This is a genomic window from Paenibacillus sp. IHB B 3084, from assembly GCF_001447315.1.
Lineage (GTDB): Bacteria > Bacillota > Bacilli > Paenibacillales > Paenibacillaceae > Paenibacillus.
On the sequence record NZ_CP013203.1, the window covers coordinates 2560179 to 2576920 of the forward strand.

At 48.9% G+C, this 16742-nt stretch carries 16 protein-coding genes and 1 riboswitch; of the genes, 1 reads left to right on the forward strand and 15 read right to left on the reverse strand.

All coding sequences use genetic code 11. The features are described 5' to 3' along the window. Window positions 1-116: 116 nt before the first annotated feature. The 4 genes from ASL14_RS11920 to pth form a co-directional block, all read right to left on the reverse strand. Window positions 117-1235: a peptidylprolyl isomerase gene (locus tag ASL14_RS11920; protein WP_134911736.1), complete on the reverse strand. Its 1119-nt coding sequence runs from the start codon at window positions 1233-1235 to the stop codon at window positions 117-119. Then, window positions 1219-4746, reverse strand: coding sequence for a transcription-repair coupling factor (gene mfd, locus ASL14_RS11925; protein ID WP_134911737.1), 3528 nt, complete (start codon window positions 4744-4746; stop codon window positions 1219-1221). The genes ASL14_RS11920 and mfd overlap by 17 nt, the downstream gene beginning before the upstream one ends. 205 nt (window positions 4747-4951) lie before the next feature. Further along, the gene (locus tag ASL14_RS11930; RefSeq protein WP_025682476.1) at window positions 4952-5182 is read right to left on the reverse strand and encodes an anti-sigma-F factor Fin; all 231 of its coding nucleotides are present in this window, start codon (window positions 5180-5182) and stop codon (window positions 4952-4954) included. Between the two features lie 87 nt (window positions 5183-5269). Further along, window positions 5270-5830, reverse strand: a complete 561-nt coding sequence (gene pth, locus ASL14_RS11935; protein ID WP_134911738.1) for an aminoacyl-tRNA hydrolase — start codon at window positions 5828-5830, stop codon at window positions 5270-5272. A gap of 75 nt (window positions 5831-5905) precedes the next feature. On the opposite strand from pth, the gene ASL14_RS11940 reads away from it, so the two are divergent. Then, entirely contained in the window at window positions 5906-6106 is a 201-nt protein-coding gene (locus ASL14_RS11940) for a hypothetical protein (RefSeq protein WP_134911739.1), read from the forward strand. Between the two features lie 69 nt (window positions 6107-6175). Here ASL14_RS11940 and ASL14_RS11945 read toward each other — a convergent pair whose 3' ends face one another. The 11 genes from ASL14_RS11945 to ASL14_RS11995 form a co-directional block, all read right to left on the reverse strand. After that, a complete protein-coding gene (locus ASL14_RS11945) occupies window positions 6176-7129 on the reverse strand; it encodes a ribose-phosphate diphosphokinase (RefSeq protein WP_014279037.1) in 954 nt (317 codons plus the stop codon). A 59-nt stretch (window positions 7130-7188) separates the two neighbouring features. After that, on the reverse strand, window positions 7189-8586 hold the full coding sequence (gene glmU / locus ASL14_RS11950) for a bifunctional UDP-N-acetylglucosamine diphosphorylase/glucosamine-1-phosphate N-acetyltransferase GlmU (protein ID WP_134911740.1): 1398 nt from the start codon (window positions 8584-8586) through the stop codon (window positions 7189-7191). Window positions 8587-8932: 346 nt separating this feature from the next. Beyond that, complete coding sequence (gene spoVG / locus ASL14_RS11955) at window positions 8933-9220, reverse strand: septation regulator SpoVG (RefSeq protein WP_134911741.1); 288 nt, start codon at window positions 9218-9220, stop codon at window positions 8933-8935. Window positions 9221-9383: 163 nt separating this feature from the next. Further along, window positions 9384-10223 (reverse strand): pur operon repressor, encoded by an 840-nt coding sequence (gene purR, locus ASL14_RS11960; protein WP_134911742.1) that lies wholly within the window; start codon window positions 10221-10223, stop codon window positions 9384-9386. Between the two features lie 185 nt (window positions 10224-10408). Then, the gene (gene ispE / locus ASL14_RS11965) at window positions 10409-11263 is read right to left on the reverse strand and encodes a 4-(cytidine 5'-diphospho)-2-C-methyl-D-erythritol kinase (RefSeq protein WP_134911743.1); all 855 of its coding nucleotides are present in this window, start codon (window positions 11261-11263) and stop codon (window positions 10409-10411) included. A 144-nt stretch (window positions 11264-11407) separates the two neighbouring features. After that, window positions 11408-11587: a small, acid-soluble spore protein, alpha/beta type gene (locus ASL14_RS11970; RefSeq protein WP_007428013.1), complete on the reverse strand. Its 180-nt coding sequence runs from the start codon at window positions 11585-11587 to the stop codon at window positions 11408-11410. A 164-nt stretch (window positions 11588-11751) separates the two neighbouring features. Next, the gene (gene veg, locus ASL14_RS11975; RefSeq protein ID WP_014279033.1) at window positions 11752-12030 is read right to left on the reverse strand and encodes a biofilm formation stimulator Veg; all 279 of its coding nucleotides are present in this window, start codon (window positions 12028-12030) and stop codon (window positions 11752-11754) included. A gap of 200 nt (window positions 12031-12230) precedes the next feature. Further along, window positions 12231-13127 carry a sporulation peptidase YabG gene (yabG, locus tag ASL14_RS11980; protein WP_134914525.1) on the reverse strand — a complete coding sequence of 299 codons (897 nt, stop codon included), beginning with the start codon at window positions 13125-13127 and terminating at the stop codon, window positions 12231-12233. A gap of 149 nt (window positions 13128-13276) precedes the next feature. Continuing rightward, window positions 13277-14161, reverse strand: a complete 885-nt coding sequence (gene rsmA / locus ASL14_RS11985; protein ID WP_134914526.1) for a 16S rRNA (adenine(1518)-N(6)/adenine(1519)-N(6))-dimethyltransferase RsmA — start codon at window positions 14159-14161, stop codon at window positions 13277-13279. Window positions 14162-14168: 7 nt separating this feature from the next. Continuing rightward, complete coding sequence (rnmV, locus tag ASL14_RS11990) at window positions 14169-14714, reverse strand: ribonuclease M5 (RefSeq protein WP_014279030.1); 546 nt, start codon at window positions 14712-14714, stop codon at window positions 14169-14171. A 147-nt stretch (window positions 14715-14861) separates the two neighbouring features. Next, window positions 14862-16010, reverse strand: a complete 1149-nt coding sequence (locus ASL14_RS11995) for a resuscitation-promoting factor (RefSeq protein WP_134911744.1) — start codon at window positions 16008-16010, stop codon at window positions 14862-14864. Between the two features lie 269 nt (window positions 16011-16279). Then, window positions 16280-16562, reverse strand: a riboswitch (cyclic di-AMP (ydaO/yuaA leader). Window positions 16563-16742: the final 180 nt, after the last annotated feature.

Below are 16742 nucleotides of genomic sequence, written 5' to 3' on the forward strand. Positions count from 1 at the left end.
ATCGAAAGACGCTTCCGCTCCCCCGGAAGCGGTCACGAAGAACGTCACGGTCATGGTGTTTATGGTGATATCTGACCATAGTATTCATCTGTTCCCAATTCCTTATGCATGTTCAGTTATTTACCTTCGGTTGTAGCTCCGTCCTTGGTTGTTCCTGCTTTGGTATCACTGGTACCACTTGTTGTGCCTCCAGGCGCAGTTGTGCTGCCAGTGCCCGATGTGGTGCCACTTTTCTCTTGCGTAGCAGGTACTTTCGGCAGGTTGATTTTCAAATCAAGCTTCGCCAAATCTTTTTCGGTAAAGTTTTGAATACTTTCACCAGCCAGCTTGTTTTTCAGAGCAGCCTTTTCGTTGTCCTTCAATTTATCAAACGTAGGCTCATTGCGGGATTCCACCTTGATGACGTGATATCCGTATTCCGTTTCCACCGGATCACCGATTTTATTGATCTGCTGCTTCTCGGCTGCTTCTTTGAAAGCAGGCACCCATTGGGCTACGGATGCATTCTCATACAAACCGCCATTGGAAGCCGAACCCGGATCTTCTGAGTATTTCTTGGCAATCGTCGCAAAATCAGCTCCGCCATCCAGCTTCGCCTTCACTTCTTTGGCCAGCTTGAGAGCATCTTCTTTCTTGCGTTCTTTTTTCGTTTTTGGATCCTGGAAATTAATCAGTACATGACGCACGGTTGCTGTCGTGAATTGATCTTTGTTTTTCTCAAATTCCTGTTTCAACTGATCGTCCGTCACTTTGTTCGTCTCACTGTTGATCACCGTCATCACACGGGTAAAGTAATCCTTCACACCCTGCTCAGTCAGTTTTTGATCACTTAAAAATGTCTTGAATTTAGCATCTCCAACCGACTTTTTATACTGCTCCAGTTGTTCGGTTCCTTCTTTGGCGCCCTGTTCCTTGGACTTATCGTCTGCTTTTTCAGCCAGAAGCTTGTACACCACTTCTTGCTTGGCAATTTGCTCCCGCACCTGATCCGAAGCAAGCATCGCTCCATATTCCGGATACAGGAATTTCATCATACTGATTTCCTGGTTAAACTCATTTTCCGTAATGGTTCCGCCAGTGTAGGTCACGACAACCTTACTACTGTCCTTCGGTTGGTCCTTGACCTTACTCTCCTCGGCTTGCTTCGTACATGCCGCCAGCACCGATATAGCCAGCACCGCGGCAATGGCCACCGATAGCATTCTCCAAGGTTTTCTTTTATTTGGTTGTGACATTTTGCAGTTCCTCCTTCAATGTGAATGCATCTTTTAGTGCACTCAAAAATTGCTCCAGCAGCTCTAGTATCTGTGGATCATCCAGACCTCTGCCTTTGATGCGTGCACTCATAGGAGTGCCCTGTTCAAATTGTACACGTCTTTCAAAGCGATTGCCAATCTCCGCAAGTTTGGCGGTCTGTACCGCCTGCTGGCGCCCTTCGTGGAATTTCAACACGATGTTGTCATCCCGCTGGACAATGGACTCAATGCCATACATGCGTCCGTACACCTTGAGACGGGCCACAGCCAGCAAATGACGCACAGCCTCCGGCAAGTCGCCAAAGCGGTCGACCAGCTCATCCTCCAGCTCCATAGCCTCGTCAAACGTGCTGACTGCCGCGACCTTTTTATAAATCTCAATCTTCTGAATACTGTCGTAAATATAATCTCCTGGCAGGTAAGCATCCACGCCCAAATCAATGGACGTACTCCAATTTCGATTCGACAGATCTTCTTCTCCAAGTACGCTAACCTTACGTTTATTAATTTCCTCAGCCAGCATTTGCGAGTAAAGGTCAAAACCGACGGATGCAATGAATCCGTGCTGCTCTGCACCGAGCAAATTCCCCGCTCCGCGAATCGACAAATCGCGCATCGCGATCTTGAACCCGGAGCCCAACTCCGTAAACTCCTTGATCGACTGAAGGCGCTTCTCTGCCACTTCCGTCAACACCTTATCCCGCTGGTACGTAAAATAAGCATAGGCAATCCGGTTGGAACGGCCTACACGCCCACGCAGCTGATAAAGCTGGGACAACCCCATTTTATCGGCATCATGCACGATGAGTGTATTCACATTCGGAATATCTACCCCCGTCTCAATAATGCTGGTGCTGACCAGTACATCGTATTCACCGTCCAGGAAGTCCAAAATGGTCTTCTCCAGCTCGGATTCGGACATCTGACCATGACCCACGCCCACCTTGGCATCCGGCACAAGCGCATTGATCTCGGCAGCCATTTCCTGAATACCCTGTACGCGATTATACAGGTAGTACACCTGTCCTCCGCGTGCCATCTCGCGTTCAATCGCCTCACGCACCAACGTCTGGCTGTGCTCGACAACATAAGTCTGCACGGGAAAACGGTTTTCCGGCGGTGTCTCAATGACCGACAAATCGCGAACCCCGAGCATAGACATATGTAGCGTACGCGGGATAGGCGTAGCCGTTAACGTCAGCACGTCCACATTCGTTTTCAGCTTTTTCAGCTTTTCCTTATGCGTCACGCCAAACCGCTGCTCCTCATCGACAATGAGCATCCCCAGATCCTTAAACACCAGATCCTGCGACAACAAGCGATGGGTGCCAATGACAATATCGACCGTCCCCTGACGAACCCCTTTAATCGTCTCATTCTGCTCCTTGCGCGAACGGAAACGGCTCAACACCTGAATGTTGAACGGATACCCGGAAAAGCGCTCACGGAACGTCTCATAATGCTGCTGTGCCAAAATCGTCGTCGGTACTAACACGGCCACCTGCTTGCCCTCAATAGCCGACTTAAACGCAGCGCGGATGGCAACCTCTGTCTTGCCGTAGCCCACATCACCACACAGCAAACGATCCATCGGACGGCTCTGCTCCATGTCCTTCTTGATCTCTTCAATTGCCCGAATCTGGTCACGTGTCTCTTCATACGGGAACATATCCTCAAATTCCTGCTGTTCCGGTGAATCCTTTTCAAAAGCAAAACCCGGCGCTGACTGCCGTTCTGCGTACAGCTTGATCAAATCATCAGCAATGTCCTGAACCGAGCTGCGAACCTTGCTCTTCACCCGTATCCATTCATTTCCGCCCAGCTTGTAAATCTTAGGTTCCTTGTCCTCTGAGCCGACATACTTCTGAATTAGGTCAATCTGCTCAATCGGTACAGACAGCTTATCGCCGCCCGCATAGAGAATGTGCATGTAATCCTTATGGATACCGCCAACCTCCAGCGTACCGATCCCCATGTACTTCCCGATCCCGTGATTCTGGTGTACGACATAGTCGCCCACCTTCAGCTCGCTATAGCTCTTAATCCGCTCTGCGTTGTCCACATGGCGGCCCTGCTTGCGTGCTTTGCGCTGCTTTTGCGAGAACATTTCGCCCTCGGTAATCACTGCCAAATGAATAGATGGCATCTCAAAACCACTTTGCAAATTGCCGATAGCCATCGTTGGCTCATCAATACCGTAATCCTGAAGCACCCGGCGCATCCGATCCAGCCGCTCGTCCCCACTCGCCAGCATCATAACCTGTGTGCCCGCCTTGCGCCAGCGATCCATTTCCGCCTTGAGCACATTCATTTGACCGTGGAAATCCTGCATGCCCCGGCAGATGAAATTCAAAATATTTTGCGGCTGTGTATGCGGAACCTGACGGAGGAAGATCGACAGGAACAACGTTTGGAATCTCCGGTTATACAGCAGATTGTCCGCGTTATCCGACAGCTCTAGCTGCGGTAACGTTTTACCGTTTTGAAGCAAATGCAAATTCCACTCGGACTCATCCCGTTCAAGCTGCTTGGCTGTTTCCAGCATCCGCGCCGGCTCGTCAATGATCAGAATGGTGTCTTCCGGCATGTAATCTGCCAAGGTTTTGCGTTCGGGATACAACAACGAGATATATTTATAGATTTCGTCAAAATACACATGCTCACGCAGCAGCTCAATTTCGCGGTGAATCTCCTCTTTCAGATGCAGCTTGGCCTGACGGTCTGTCATTTTGCCGAGCTGCTCCTCCAACAGAATCGCAGCGGCATCTGCCGCCTGATCCATACGAGCACTATCCGCGATGACTTCCTTACACGGCGTTACGATAACTTCCTGTACCTTTTCCACCGAACGCTGATCTTGCGGGTCGAACATACGGATGGAGTCAATTTCATCATCGAACAGCTCCACGCGGTAGCCCCAACGGGTTGTCATCGGATAAAAATCGATAATCCCGCCACGGACACTCATCTCTCCACGTGACTCTACACGCTCCACCCGCTGGTACCCCATCTCGACCATATGCAGCAAAAATGTCTCCAGTTGGATCGTTTCGCCTTCTTTTAGCTCGATTCGGGCTTCACGCCACGTCTCTGGAAGCGGCAGCAAACGCCGGACACCAGAAAACGGCACGACAACAATCCCACGAAAACCCTGGGCGCATCGTATCAATACTTCAATTCGTTGGGATAGCGTCTCCGGGCTGGATATGGCGGCTTCAGCAGCCACCAGCTCATTCGAGGGGTACAACAAAACCCGTTCAGGAGGAAGCGCTTCCTGCAAATCATCTGCTATTTTTTGAGCGGCAAACATGTTGTGCGTCATGACCAGGATCGGTCGTCCGGTATCTTCGGCAAGCGCGGCCATCAGTACCTGTCGGGAAGAGCCCGACAAACCAGATATGAGCTGTTCCTTCATGCCTGATGATATACCTGCTGCAATGGATGCATAATCAGCATCCTTGGTAAAAGCCTGAATAAGTGCTTGTAACAAAAAAGGCACCCCTTTATGCTTATAAATAGTTGCATGTAAATTTATTCACAATAACGGCATGTAACTGAATAGCAACAGGTATTACACGCTTACTCTGGGGAAAGCAGCAAACCGAAAAAGAAGCCTCAGCAATGCTGCCAAGGCTCCATAAGCGGGATTGCCGCTTCACCTCTCAAGCTGGTACATGAGACCAGTTGAATACCTGTTATTGGAGCGGATTTACGAGCAGGCTTAGCTCCGGATTATTTTCCAGCGCCTGGTTGCAATGCTCGCAAATGACTTTGACGGTCACTTCACCGCCCGAATTATACGCTATTATATCTCTACGTTCGGCAGGGGTCAAGGAATGGAAGCCCAACCTTTCTTCGGTTATTGCAGCGGAATCAATCCGTCCCAAGAAAGTTCGACAATGTCTGCATACATAATTCACAATCATGTAATGTATATGCCTCCTGAAAGTTATCTATACCTTTCAGTATGTCCAACAAACTCCCATTTAAGCCCATCCTGCCTGTTCCAGACCTTACTTATTGAATTCAGCCATGGTCCGTTCAAAAGGATGATCCAAGCTGTATTCCAAAGCATCACACGTGTCCTCTATCATTCCAGCCAGCAATTCCTTCTCCTTCTTAGGAAAGGTTCCCAGAACGTAGTCCACAATGGCGTATCCAGGCTCAGGGCGGGAAATACCCATACGAACCCGATTAAAGGATTGTGTGCCGGTATGCTGGATAATCGACTTGATCCCGTTATGCCCGCCTGCACTACCTTGATAGCGGAGTCTTATTTTGCCGACTTCTGTATCCAAATCATCGTAAACCACGACCAAATCATCCATATCCGCTTTGTAATAGTCCATATAAGCACGCAGAGACTCGCCCGAGAGATTCATATAGGTCATCGGCTTGATCAGCACGGTTTTTACTCCGCCAATATGTCCTTCTCCAATCAATGCCTTGCATTTGCTTTGGTTAATCTGGATGTTATGACGGGCGGCCAGAGCATCCAGCGCCATAAATCCAACATTATGTCTCGTTTTTTCGTATTGGGGACCGGGGTTGCCCAATCCTACAATCCACTTCATAAACCGTGACACCCTCTTTCGAAGTCCTGATTTTTTGGTAAAATAGTTATACTGAACAGGAAGGTGCGTGCTGGTATGCTCAATCAGGGTGATATCCTCTTATATGACAGCCATTTTCTATATCATTTAAAACATTCGGTTCCTGTCCAAGTCTATGACGGGAATGTACATATCCAGATTGGCATCATTGCGCGTTTTAACGAGCATTTTGTCGAAATGGAAGACACGCTATACAATCGTCAGTGCTTCACGTTTATATCCAGACCGGGCTTTTAGCCTGACATGCTGATAGGGGTTACCTTTTCCAGTTGGAAGAGGCAACCCCTTTTTTTAATGAGCCAGCGCTTATTCGATTTCAAACAGTTTGCTGATTGACAATTCCTCATGCACACGGATAATGGCTTCTCCCATTAATGGGGCCACAGATAATACCTTCAGCTTGCTTGTCGGATTGGGGTGAACGATTGGAATGGTATCCGTCACGACCACCTCTTTTAACGGTGAATTCTCCAGTCTTTCCATAGCAGGCCCGGAGAGCACGGCATGCGTACAGCACGCATACACGTCCGTTACGCCGCCTTCCTTGAGCGCATTCGCGCCCAGCACGATGGTTCCCGCTGTATCAATAATGTCATCAATCAGAATAGCAGTTTTACCCTCAATATTTCCGATGATGTTCATTACTTCACTTACGTTCGGCTCAGGACGACGTTTGTCGATAATAGCCAGCGGAGCATTCAGGAAATCCGCTAACTTCCGCGCACGCACAACACCACCGTGGTCAGGGGAAACGACAACCGGATTTTCAATCTGCTTCGAACGGAAATACTGGGCCAGAATTGGCGCGCCGAACATGTGATCCACCGGAATATCAAAGAATCCCTGAATTTGCATCGCATGCAAATCCATACTAATTACACGGTGAGCACCCGCTTTTTCAATCAGGTTAGCGACAAGCTTCGCCGTGATCGGATCACGCGAACGTGCTTTCCGATCCTGACGGGCATAGCCGTAATATGGCATAACGACATTAATGCTTTTGGCGGAAGCCCGCTTGAGTGCATCAATCATAACCAGTAACTCCATCAAGTTGTCGTTAACTGGCAGACAAGTCGACTGCACAATGTATACGTGGCAACCACGCACACTTTCAGACAGCTTGATTTGAATTTCACCGTCACTAAACGATGTGGTATGGGATTCCCCCATTGGAATTCCGATATAGTCCGCAATCTGGTGGGCCAACTTCGGATTGGAGTTACAAGTAAATATTTTGAGTTTGGAATCGCAATAAGTCATTTATAGAAACCCTCCGTGCTGATTCATTCATTACAGATTCAACGGCTTGCTGATTAAGGTTATTCCGATCTTTTCTTCTTCGCTTTGGCACGCGCGCGGATTTTATCCGCATATCCGGCTTTGTTCTCTTGACGTGGTCTGGCAATAGCCAGATCGTTATCAGGGACAGCATGTGTTACGGTGGAGCCTGCTACGACATAAGCACCTTTTCCGATCTTAATCGGGGCGATCAGATTCACATTGCTGCCAATAAAGGCATCGTCTTCAATTTCTGTAATAGATTTATTATATCCATCATAATTAACCGTTATTGCCCCGCAACCGATATTAACATTTGTACCGACCTTGGCATCACCGACATAACTCAAATGAGACACCTTGGAATGATCACCAATAGTCGCATTTTTCACCTCAACAAAATCACCAATCTTCACATGCTCGCCCAGCTTCGCACCTGGACGCAGGTAGGCAAATGGACCCACAGATGTGCTGCTGCCCACTTCGGCTTCGTTCAACACCGAATGCTTCACCGTTGCGCCCGAATGAATCAGGGTGTCCTGAATTTCAGTCTGCGGACCAATCACACAATCTTCGCCGATTTGCGTTCGGCCGCGCAGCCATGTGTTCGGGTATAGCACGGTATCGGAGCCAATGACAACCTCACTCTCGATGTAGGTAGAGGATGGGTCAATGATGGTCACACCGTTCAGCATATGCTTGCGCACAATGCGTTCCTGCATGTATCCCTCAGCAACTGATAAAGCAACCCTGTCGTTCACACCGATGGATTCCGACATATCATCTGTTAAATATGCCTCAACCTTCTCGCCTTCGCCATGCAAAATACCAATGACATCTGTCAGGTAGTATTCCTGCTGTGCATTGGTGTTGGTTACTTTGTCCAACGCTGCGAACAGCTTGGCATTATCAAAGCAATACGTTCCCGTGTTGATTTCCCGAACAGCATCTTCCTCAGGTGAGCAATCCTTCTGCTCCACGATCTTGAGCACTGCTCCCGCAGCATCACGGATGACCCGGCCGTACCCCTTAGGGTCGTCCAGCTCAGCGGTCAGAATCGTTGCGGCAGCTCCCCGACTCTCATGTAGCTGCACCAAGCCCTCCAGCGTTTCCGCTGTGATCAAGGGGGTGTCTCCACAGATGACGATGGTCGTACCTTTCTCCTGACCGAGCAAGTCTTTGGCCTGCTTGACAGCATGCCCCGTTCCCAACTGCTCTGCCTGAAGCGCATATTCTGCCGCCGGTCCCAAATAAGACTGTACCGCTTCCGCACCGTGACCCACGATCACCACACTGCGGGACACTCCGATTTCACGAACCGTGTCGAGTACATGACCGACCATCGGTTTCCCGCATACCGGATGCAGAACTTTATATAATTTGGATTTCATACGTTTTCCCTGCCCTGCGGCAAGAATGACTGCCAACCTTTCCAACAAGTCCAACCTCCTATCCTGAAAATAACAATTTCCCTTTGGCTAAAACGTTAATTTCCAGATCAGATTTTTCTTACCTTTTCACAATCCTCCTGAAAAATAACGGCGAACCTTTAGTTAATGGCTATTTTTTCAGGCCAGCTTGTGCTGGACATTCATCCCCCGGGACGCATTGCTGCTCGATCCCTGTCTTATGAAAAAGTCGCTTCGGCAGCCCGGATGGCTCCAAGTTGCCTTAAAACTGACTGTTAACTCATTAAAGAATATATCTCATTCCAGACAAAAAGAAAAGAGAGCCACAGTTTGTGGCTCTCTTTTTCTTTTGTACCCCAATCTTGCTTTAGGCGAATTAAGCGCCTTCTTCAATAGCTACTCCTTCATCCACCGCCGCGCGTTCGTACTCAGTAAGTACAGCAGCCTGGATCTTCTCCCGGGTTCCTGAAGATATTGGATGAGCGATATCGCGAAACTCTCCGTCCGGGGTTCGTTTGCTAGGCATAGCCACGAACATCCCGTTATTACCGTCGATAACCCGAATGTCATGAACAACAAACTCGTTATCAATCGTAATGGATGCAATCGCCTTCATTCTTCCTTCTGAGTTCACTCGGCGGAGTCTGACATCCGTAATCTGCATGTGTGTTTCACCACCTTTTTCCAAATAGGACTTGGTGTATACATTCCACACAGCATTTCGAATTCCTTCTTTTTTTGGACAAATGGTATCCTAAATTCAGGTAATTTTTTTGAAAAGATTTCTTTTCGACATATTTAGGTATTTTTTGATGAATTGTGACATTTTACTGACCTGTAGACTCATCAAAATAATTCCCCAGCTTGACTGTAATTTGCTTGCTTCGGGAATCGACCGTGGTCAGATTCGCCAGTGAAATATAATCGTGCAGCAAGCGCTCTTCGTTCTCCACCTCGCCTGATTCTACCAGCACACCTACTCCAGCTACCTCAGCATCAAATTCAGCCAGCAAGTCGACCATCCCCTGAATCGTACCGCCTGCCTTCATAAAATCATCCACGATGAGTACACGTGATTTCTCGCGCATAGCACGTCTGGACAATGACATCGTATGCAGGCTCTTTTGTGATCCTGAGACGTAATTAATACTCACTGCCGAGCCCTCCGTCACCTGATGGTCACGCCGTACGAGGACAACTGGCAAGTTTAGCTGTGCTCCGGTAGCATATGCAAGCGGAATGCCTTTGGTTTCCACCGTCATAACCACATCGATCTGTCTGTTGGCAAATGCAGTAGCGAATATTTTACCCGCCTCATTCATCATCGCCGGTTGGCCCAGCAGATCCGACAGATACAAATACCCTCCGGGTAAGATGCGATCCGGTTGCTCCAACTGAGCACACAGATCATTCGCAAATGTGAGCGCATGTTCCTTGGATAGTCTTGGGATCAGCTTAACGCCCCCTGCCGCTCCCGCCAACGTCAGAAGCTCACCAATACCTTCATCCTCAAATACTTCCTTGATAATGGCCAGGTCTTCGCTTATGGACGATTTAGCCGCCCCATAACGATCCGCAAAATGCGTAAGAGGCACCAGCGTATGCGGCCGTGACAGCAAAAATTGTGTCATTTCCACCAATCGTGAGCTTCTTTTAAGTTTTTTCACAACAATTCCTCGCGATCTATTCTTCTCCTGCCGCCCGCTTCGTACAGTAAAAGCACCGGCGGACTGGCCGGCTGCTGGCGGAATGTAAGTGATATAGTAAAATCCGAATATTTAATAGTAAATATATCATCTTCGTACGTATTTGTACAACAAATACCACTAAAATTAGAAATAAATAACCAAAATCAGGTCAAAAGTCGTACTGCGTATACATCCTTGCAAAATCCTCTGAGTCCGTTATAGATGCGCGGTACTTTGGCTTCCTTCGACACCAGCCCGAACACCGTAGGACCACTGCCTGACATCAGCACCCCATCCGCTCCCAGTCGGATCATGGAGTTTTTAAGATGCTCCACCTCCGGATGCAGCTTGAGTGTGACATCCTCCAGTACATTCCCGAGCGCATTACACACATCGGTAAAAGAAGCGTTAAGGATCGCTTGCTCCATCTGCCGGGCAGACGGATGATGCGTGATCTGATCCGCTTTGACGCGTCCGTACACTTCAGCCGTCGATACATTGATCGGCAGCTTCGCGAGAATCACCCAGCATTGGGGCGGGTTCGGAAGTGGCTTAAGCAATTCCCCGCGCCCGCTCGCTAAAGCTGTACCGCCTGTAATACAGAAGGGCACGTCAGAGCCAAGCTCTGCGCCCAGTACTCTTAATTCAGCATCCGAGATGCCAAGCTTCCACAGCTTGTTCAGCCCACGCAGCGCTGCCGCGGCATCACTGCTTCCGCCTGCCAATCCTGCGGCTACCGGGATATGCTTGTCCAGATGGATATGCACGCCCGTAGAGACATCATAACGTTCCTTAATCAGACGCGCGGCCTGAAAAGCCAGATTTTTCTCATCTAGCGGTATGTACCCGGCCTGGCTTGAAATAATAATCGTATCACGCGGTAGCTCAGACATCGTCAAACGATCGGACAGATCGACCATGGTCATAATCATTTCGACCTCGTGATACCCATCATCCCGCTTACGTAATACATCAAGCATTAAATTGATTTTCGCCGGTGCTTTTTCGTATATTTTCAAGGCGTTCACCCACCTTCAACTTTTCCCTCAAGACAGCTTAACATATTATATCAGACTCAGCCTGTCAAGTCATGAGGTTCAAAAAAGCGGAGATCACCCGGTATGAACCGGATATCCCCGCTTTTTCGTCAGCACCGCCGATGGCTACGATTTGCGGGAAGCTGCCTGCTCTGCAAGCTGAATGGCCCGCTTGACCATATTGCCCGCATCCTTGGCTTTAATGCCTCCCCAGCCCTCTTCCTTGACCGTATCGTAAAATCCAAGATCCTTGGCCAGCTCATACTTAAGCTCTTCCGACATGACACTTCGTCTTCTTCGACTCATGCATACGCCTCCTTCGGCAGTGGAATAAGGAAGATCATTCCCGCCTTAGTATGCGCAGAGACGCGATGCTTCATCCTGCCCTATAAATACAAAACGGCCTCGTCATTTGAACTGACGAAGCCGCCTTTAAACCTGCAAAGCCGGTATAGATTACATAAAATCAATTAAGGTGTGTCAAAATATTCGACACTTGTATGGGAGTCGGGATCATATACAGTAACTTCCACCGACTCAGTAAGAATGTCAGCATAGCTGTAGGAGACACGTTTGAACGTTTGTTGCTCCTGATCCAGCTTGACGATAAAAACAGAAGGGTACGTTTCTTCCAAGACACCAGTTCGTTCGACGGTCTTACGGCGTCCGCCGTTAGCCCGCAGCAAAATTTTTTGCCCTACATGTGCGTCGAGACTGCGTTTGATTTCCAACAGCGTATTTTTAGCCATTGCCTAACGACCACCTCTTTCCTTGTCCATTATAACGAATTTTAGAGACAATGTCAAATCAAGCTAAATATTATAGCAACACGAAAAATAATTTGTCAATTTAATTTTTTGCGAACAGGAATATGCGTATAAAAATGCCAAAAAGCCCCTGCAACCAGAGGCTTTTTATCCACGCAAATCCTATTCAACAGGTTTAAACCCTAGATTGCAGAAGGCGTTACTTTAAGAGTCGACAAATTTTCGAGCTTGGGCAGACCGATACGATAGCTTCCCCGGGTTTCGATACCGCCCACGCCACGGCTGCCACTGATCGTCTGATGAAACAAGTCACCCATGTTGACCGTATCACGAATCGACGTAAAGGCTGCCTTGGCAGCCACATATACCGGGTCCAGCGCGTGAATCAGAATGCGCCCTGGCGAACTGGCAAAATTCGCTCCTGCACGCAGCAGCGCTTCAAAATGGGACTGACATGCTCCCGCCACAATCGTCAATGAATCCAGATGACGCTCATATTGTCTCGCTACCTGGATCGCCGCCACAAAATTTTGCGAATTTTTATAGCTTTTCAGGCTATATAAATCATAAGGCTGCGGATGCTTCAATACCCCGTCGTGTCCGGTAATGACTACGATATCCGGGCGAATACGGGGAAGCAGCCGATACAACGTGTCGGCCATTGCTGATTCATGTACATGATGCCCCTCCGCAGGAACGCGGAGTTCCTCATATAGGCTGAGACATTTTCTCAAATAGCCGGCATCCCCATCCAGATGAAGTACCTTGCCGGGCATTTCAAAATACGTCGACTCCACCGGATCACTCCACTCCCCGATCAAAGCCGCCTGACTGCGGGCAGCTTGCTTCTGCCGTGCCTGCTGCAACAGATGGAGAGACTCATCCGCCTTAATATGGGCTTGCCGTGTCTTCCCGCTAATCTGGTCAGCAGGCACCTTGACCAGATCGTTCACGGGGGAATCGGCAAGCAGCCGAAATTCCGTCCCTTTAATGATCACTTTATCCCGCTGGATGTCCTCAACGCGAAACGTGACATCTCCGCCGTACGATTTTCGAACGACCAAGTCTCCTAAAATCATCACACTGTATCACCCCTCCCATATCGTATGGGTGAATGCACAGTTTGGTTCCTTATCCATGCTCAGGAGCTTATACAAGCCAGCCACAACCGTGCAAAGCGCAACCAGACGCCCTCTGACTGCTGCTAAGCGATCACTTGTGCGTCAGATTAGGAAATCCCGGCCTCCAGCAGCACAGCGCTCAGACGCGCAAATTCCTCGATGCTCAGCGTCTCGCCCCGACGGGAAGGCTCTATGCCTGCCTGAAGCAACAGCGGCTCCAGCGTGTCCCTGTTCTCTTTGGTAAAGAAGCGGCTTTTCAGGTTATTCGAAATGGTCTTGCGACGTTGAGCAAAGGAAGCATGAACGACTTCGAAGAAATGCTGCTCGTCCACCACCTTTACCGGAGGCACTTCCCGCACACGCAGACGGATGACCGCCGATTCTACATTCGGTTGAGGAATAAACACCGTATTCGGTACGATGCAGACCAGTTCAGGCTCGCTGTAATATTGCACTGCAATACTCAAACTGCCGTAGTCTTTCGTCCCAGGAGACGCAGCCATACGCTCAGCCACTTCCTTTTGGATCATGACGACGATATTCTCCAGAGGGAGCTTGTCCTCCAGCAGCCTCATCAGAATCGGTGTAGTGACGTAGTACGGCAGATTAGCGACGACGCTCACTTTACTGACCCCGGCGAAATCGGAAGCGAATACCTCGCGCAAATCCAGCTTCAGCACATCTCCGTGGCGTACCTTCACATGCTCATAAGGGGCCAGTACCTCTTCGAGAATAGGTAAGAGCCGCTGGTCAATCTCGACAGCAGTAACTACCTTGGCTGATTGCGCCAGCTTCTCAGTCAAAGCGCCAATCCCCGGACCGATCTCAAGTGCACCCTTCGTATCGTCCAGTCCCGCAGCATTCACGATCTTGTTCAGAATATTTTGATCAATCAGAAAATTTTGTCCCAAACTCTTTTTGAACGAAAACCCGTGCCGCTGAATAATCTCCTTCGTGCGCCGCGGTGTTGCTATATCTTGAATCCCTGTCATACGGATATCACAATCCTTCACTTTCAATTTGTGCCAGCGCACCGGCAAATTCCTCACGGCTGATCTGGAACACAGCGAGCCGTTTATGTAGCTGCTTACCGTTACAGTAACCAATACCCAGCACATTACCCAAAGCCATACGCCGTGCAGCAGCATTTGGGTGGGTGATAAGTCCGGCGTCAATCAGATCGGCCCAATCGATTAGAGGATCAGCCCCTTCCACCGTCGTATGCACCCGTGCGAGAGCGTGTCTGATCGCTTCAGGCGAGGCATTCTCTACGCCAATATCCCCTTTGCGCGTCGCTTCCGCCTCTGGTATAAAGGCCTGCTTGCAACCGGGCACCTTGGAGGCGATAATTTTGCGGATGCGCTCCCCTGCATGATCGGGATCGGTCAAAATAATGACACCCCGCCGCTCCTGTGCCAACGCAATTTTGCGCAACGTCATTTTATTGATGGCGGAGCCGCCCGTTTCTATCGTATCCGCCTCGACAGCACGGCGAATAGCCACCGTATCATCCCGGCCCTCTACCACGATCACTTCCTTGATCATTTGCGTTTCCCTCCACTACTACACAGTAAGCTATATTCATCTTTCCCTGCTTTTGAAAACAAAATAAGAAGAGGATATCCTCTTCTTAGCATGGCATAACTATGATGTTAATAGTATCGCATTGACCCAAACATATACAACACGTTTTTAGTTCATTTCAGGCTTCACTGGTCCAATCACATATACGGTTTTTCCGTGCTTCCGACCAAACTGATTGGCTTGACTCAAACTCTCATAATACACATCGATTTTGTGGCCTTTAATCGCGCCACCGGTATCCTCCGCACGGCGGAAGCCCACCCCTTCAATATACACCCACCAGCCGATTGGAATCACACTTGGATCGACAGCAATGGTGCGCCCTTCCGTGACACGCGTGCCGGATGCGGTACGTGTACCGATACCTGACTCCTGTGAGGAATACGCCGTCATGGAGACGTTTTGTAATACTTTACTGTATTTGAAATTCACACCTGCTTTACGGACAGCATTGCCCGAACTAACCCGTGTTGCCTTAACGGCATCTTCGGGACCGACGGAAGCAGCCAGAACGACCGGTTTTTTCTTCGTTCCTACCGCAATCACCTTATCCACACGATTTTGCGCGACTTCCTTGTTTACCAGTTGCTTGGATACCAATTTTCCGTCATGGTATACCTTTTGAACATGCTGGACCACAACACCCGTTTTACCGCTTTGGATGACCCGATTATCGCCTTTATAGAGACTCGGATCGGCCGTTTTGATGACCTGATAAGGCACCTGTTGCTTCTGTTCGACCTGCTGTTTCTTCACACGGACGATTTTTATGTCCATGTTAGACGAAACAGAGGCATCCAGAGCAGGGTAAACTTTATCATTTGACGATAATTTATAGCCCGAGGTGCGAATGGCACCCTCTACTGTATTTTCTGTTGTGTACAACTTTTTCGTCTCATTGCCTGAGGATACTTTGACCTGATTGGCACGTTTGATAACTACGCGATCCCCATCCTGAACTGCTCCGTTCAGCGGCATCGAAACCGTATCATGCGGCTGAAGTGAAATCGAATGCTCTTTGAGCAAATCTTGGAGCTGGGATTCCCGGGTTTCTACCGCAGATGCCTTACCGTCGATGACAAAAAAGACCTGTTTTTTAGATTGAGTGTACACCAGAATTGAAATCATAATCGTTAGTGCGATTAGAAAAATAGCAACCAAAGCAGCCTGGCGCACATTTTCTTGCTTCCAACGCAATACGTAAGACATGCTGGATGAGCGTGACTCATGGGTCTCCTGTTTTTGGAAAATGCCCATTTCCTCCGTCCTCCTTACATAGCCCGCCGTCTGGAGTAAGACATAGTTGAGATTGACGTGACTATAACAGATTTTCTACAAGACAAGCCCGTACTGCGACTGTCCTGCACCATGTACCCGTCTTCGCGGCATGCTGTCCTCCCCTGTTTAATCACAGTATGATGACAGATTTTCTTTTATTCACAACAAAAAAAGCCAGAGAAAGAGACTAGAGAGCTCTTTCGTGGCTTCCGACATGTGCGAATATGCGGAAAAATCATGCACGAGATGGCTTCTCTCTTGTTACGCTTACGGGGTTAGCTGTCGGGTTCGGACGTAGAGAGACGCCCTAGCTTGGGTCAACCGCTCATGGCGGTCGCCTTCACATTCACCCCGAAGACCCAGAAAGAAATCGAAATACGGCCCCTCCACCTGTTCAATCCCATCCGGGAAAGGAATCTAGGTCGAGCCGGCTGGCGGAAGAGACGCTCCCTTCTTGCCCATACACCGGACGTACTGTAAGCCATATCGGTTCCCCCGTTCCCTGTAAAAGGGACTCAGCGAGACTGGTTCATGAAATGAGCTGTTGGTGTTTACATTCAAACAACAATTCACTGAAAAGATGATATCCTGTTTCTATGCATGTTGTAAAGCAGGTTTCAAGTACATTTTCTACAATATTAGGTTAAAATATTGTAATATTCTCGAGTTTCCTGCAACAAATTCATGATTAGCTTCGTCTATCTCATTATT

Excerpts from the sequence above, each read along its gene's own strand:
- ASL14_RS11920 (WP_134911736.1), bottom strand. The coding sequence starts at position 1,235 with ATGTCACAACCAAATAAAAGAAAACCTTGGAGAATGCTATCGGTGGCC.
- ASL14_RS11930 (WP_025682476.1), bottom strand. The coding sequence starts at position 5,182 with ATGATTGTGAATTATGTATGCAGACATTGTCGAACTTTCTTGGGACGG.
- pth (WP_134911738.1), bottom strand. The coding sequence starts at position 5,830 with ATGAAGTGGATTGTAGGATTGGGCAACCCCGGTCCCCAATACGAAAAA.
- ASL14_RS11940 (WP_134911739.1), top strand. The coding sequence starts at position 5,906 with ATGCTCAATCAGGGTGATATCCTCTTATATGACAGCCATTTTCTATAT.
- ASL14_RS11945 (WP_014279037.1), bottom strand. The coding sequence starts at position 7,129 with ATGACTTATTGCGATTCCAAACTCAAAATATTTACTTGTAACTCCAAT.
- spoVG (WP_134911741.1), bottom strand. The coding sequence starts at position 9,220 with ATGCAGATTACGGATGTCAGACTCCGCCGAGTGAACTCAGAAGGAAGA.
- ASL14_RS11970 (WP_007428013.1), bottom strand. The coding sequence starts at position 11,587 with ATGAGTCGAAGAAGACGAAGTGTCATGTCGGAAGAGCTTAAGTATGAG.
- veg (WP_014279033.1), bottom strand. The coding sequence starts at position 12,030 with ATGGCTAAAAATACGCTGTTGGAAATCAAACGCAGTCTCGACGCACAT.
- yabG (WP_134914525.1), bottom strand. The coding sequence starts at position 13,127 with ATGATTTTAGGAGACTTGGTCGTTCGAAAATCGTACGGCGGAGATGTC.
- rsmA (WP_134914526.1), bottom strand. The coding sequence starts at position 14,161 with ATGACAGGGATTCAAGATATAGCAACACCGCGGCGCACGAAGGAGATT.
- rnmV (WP_014279030.1), bottom strand. The coding sequence starts at position 14,714 with ATGATCAAGGAAGTGATCGTGGTAGAGGGCCGGGATGATACGGTGGCT.
- ASL14_RS11995 (WP_134911744.1), bottom strand. The coding sequence starts at position 16,010 with ATGGGCATTTTCCAAAAACAGGAGACCCATGAGTCACGCTCATCCAGC.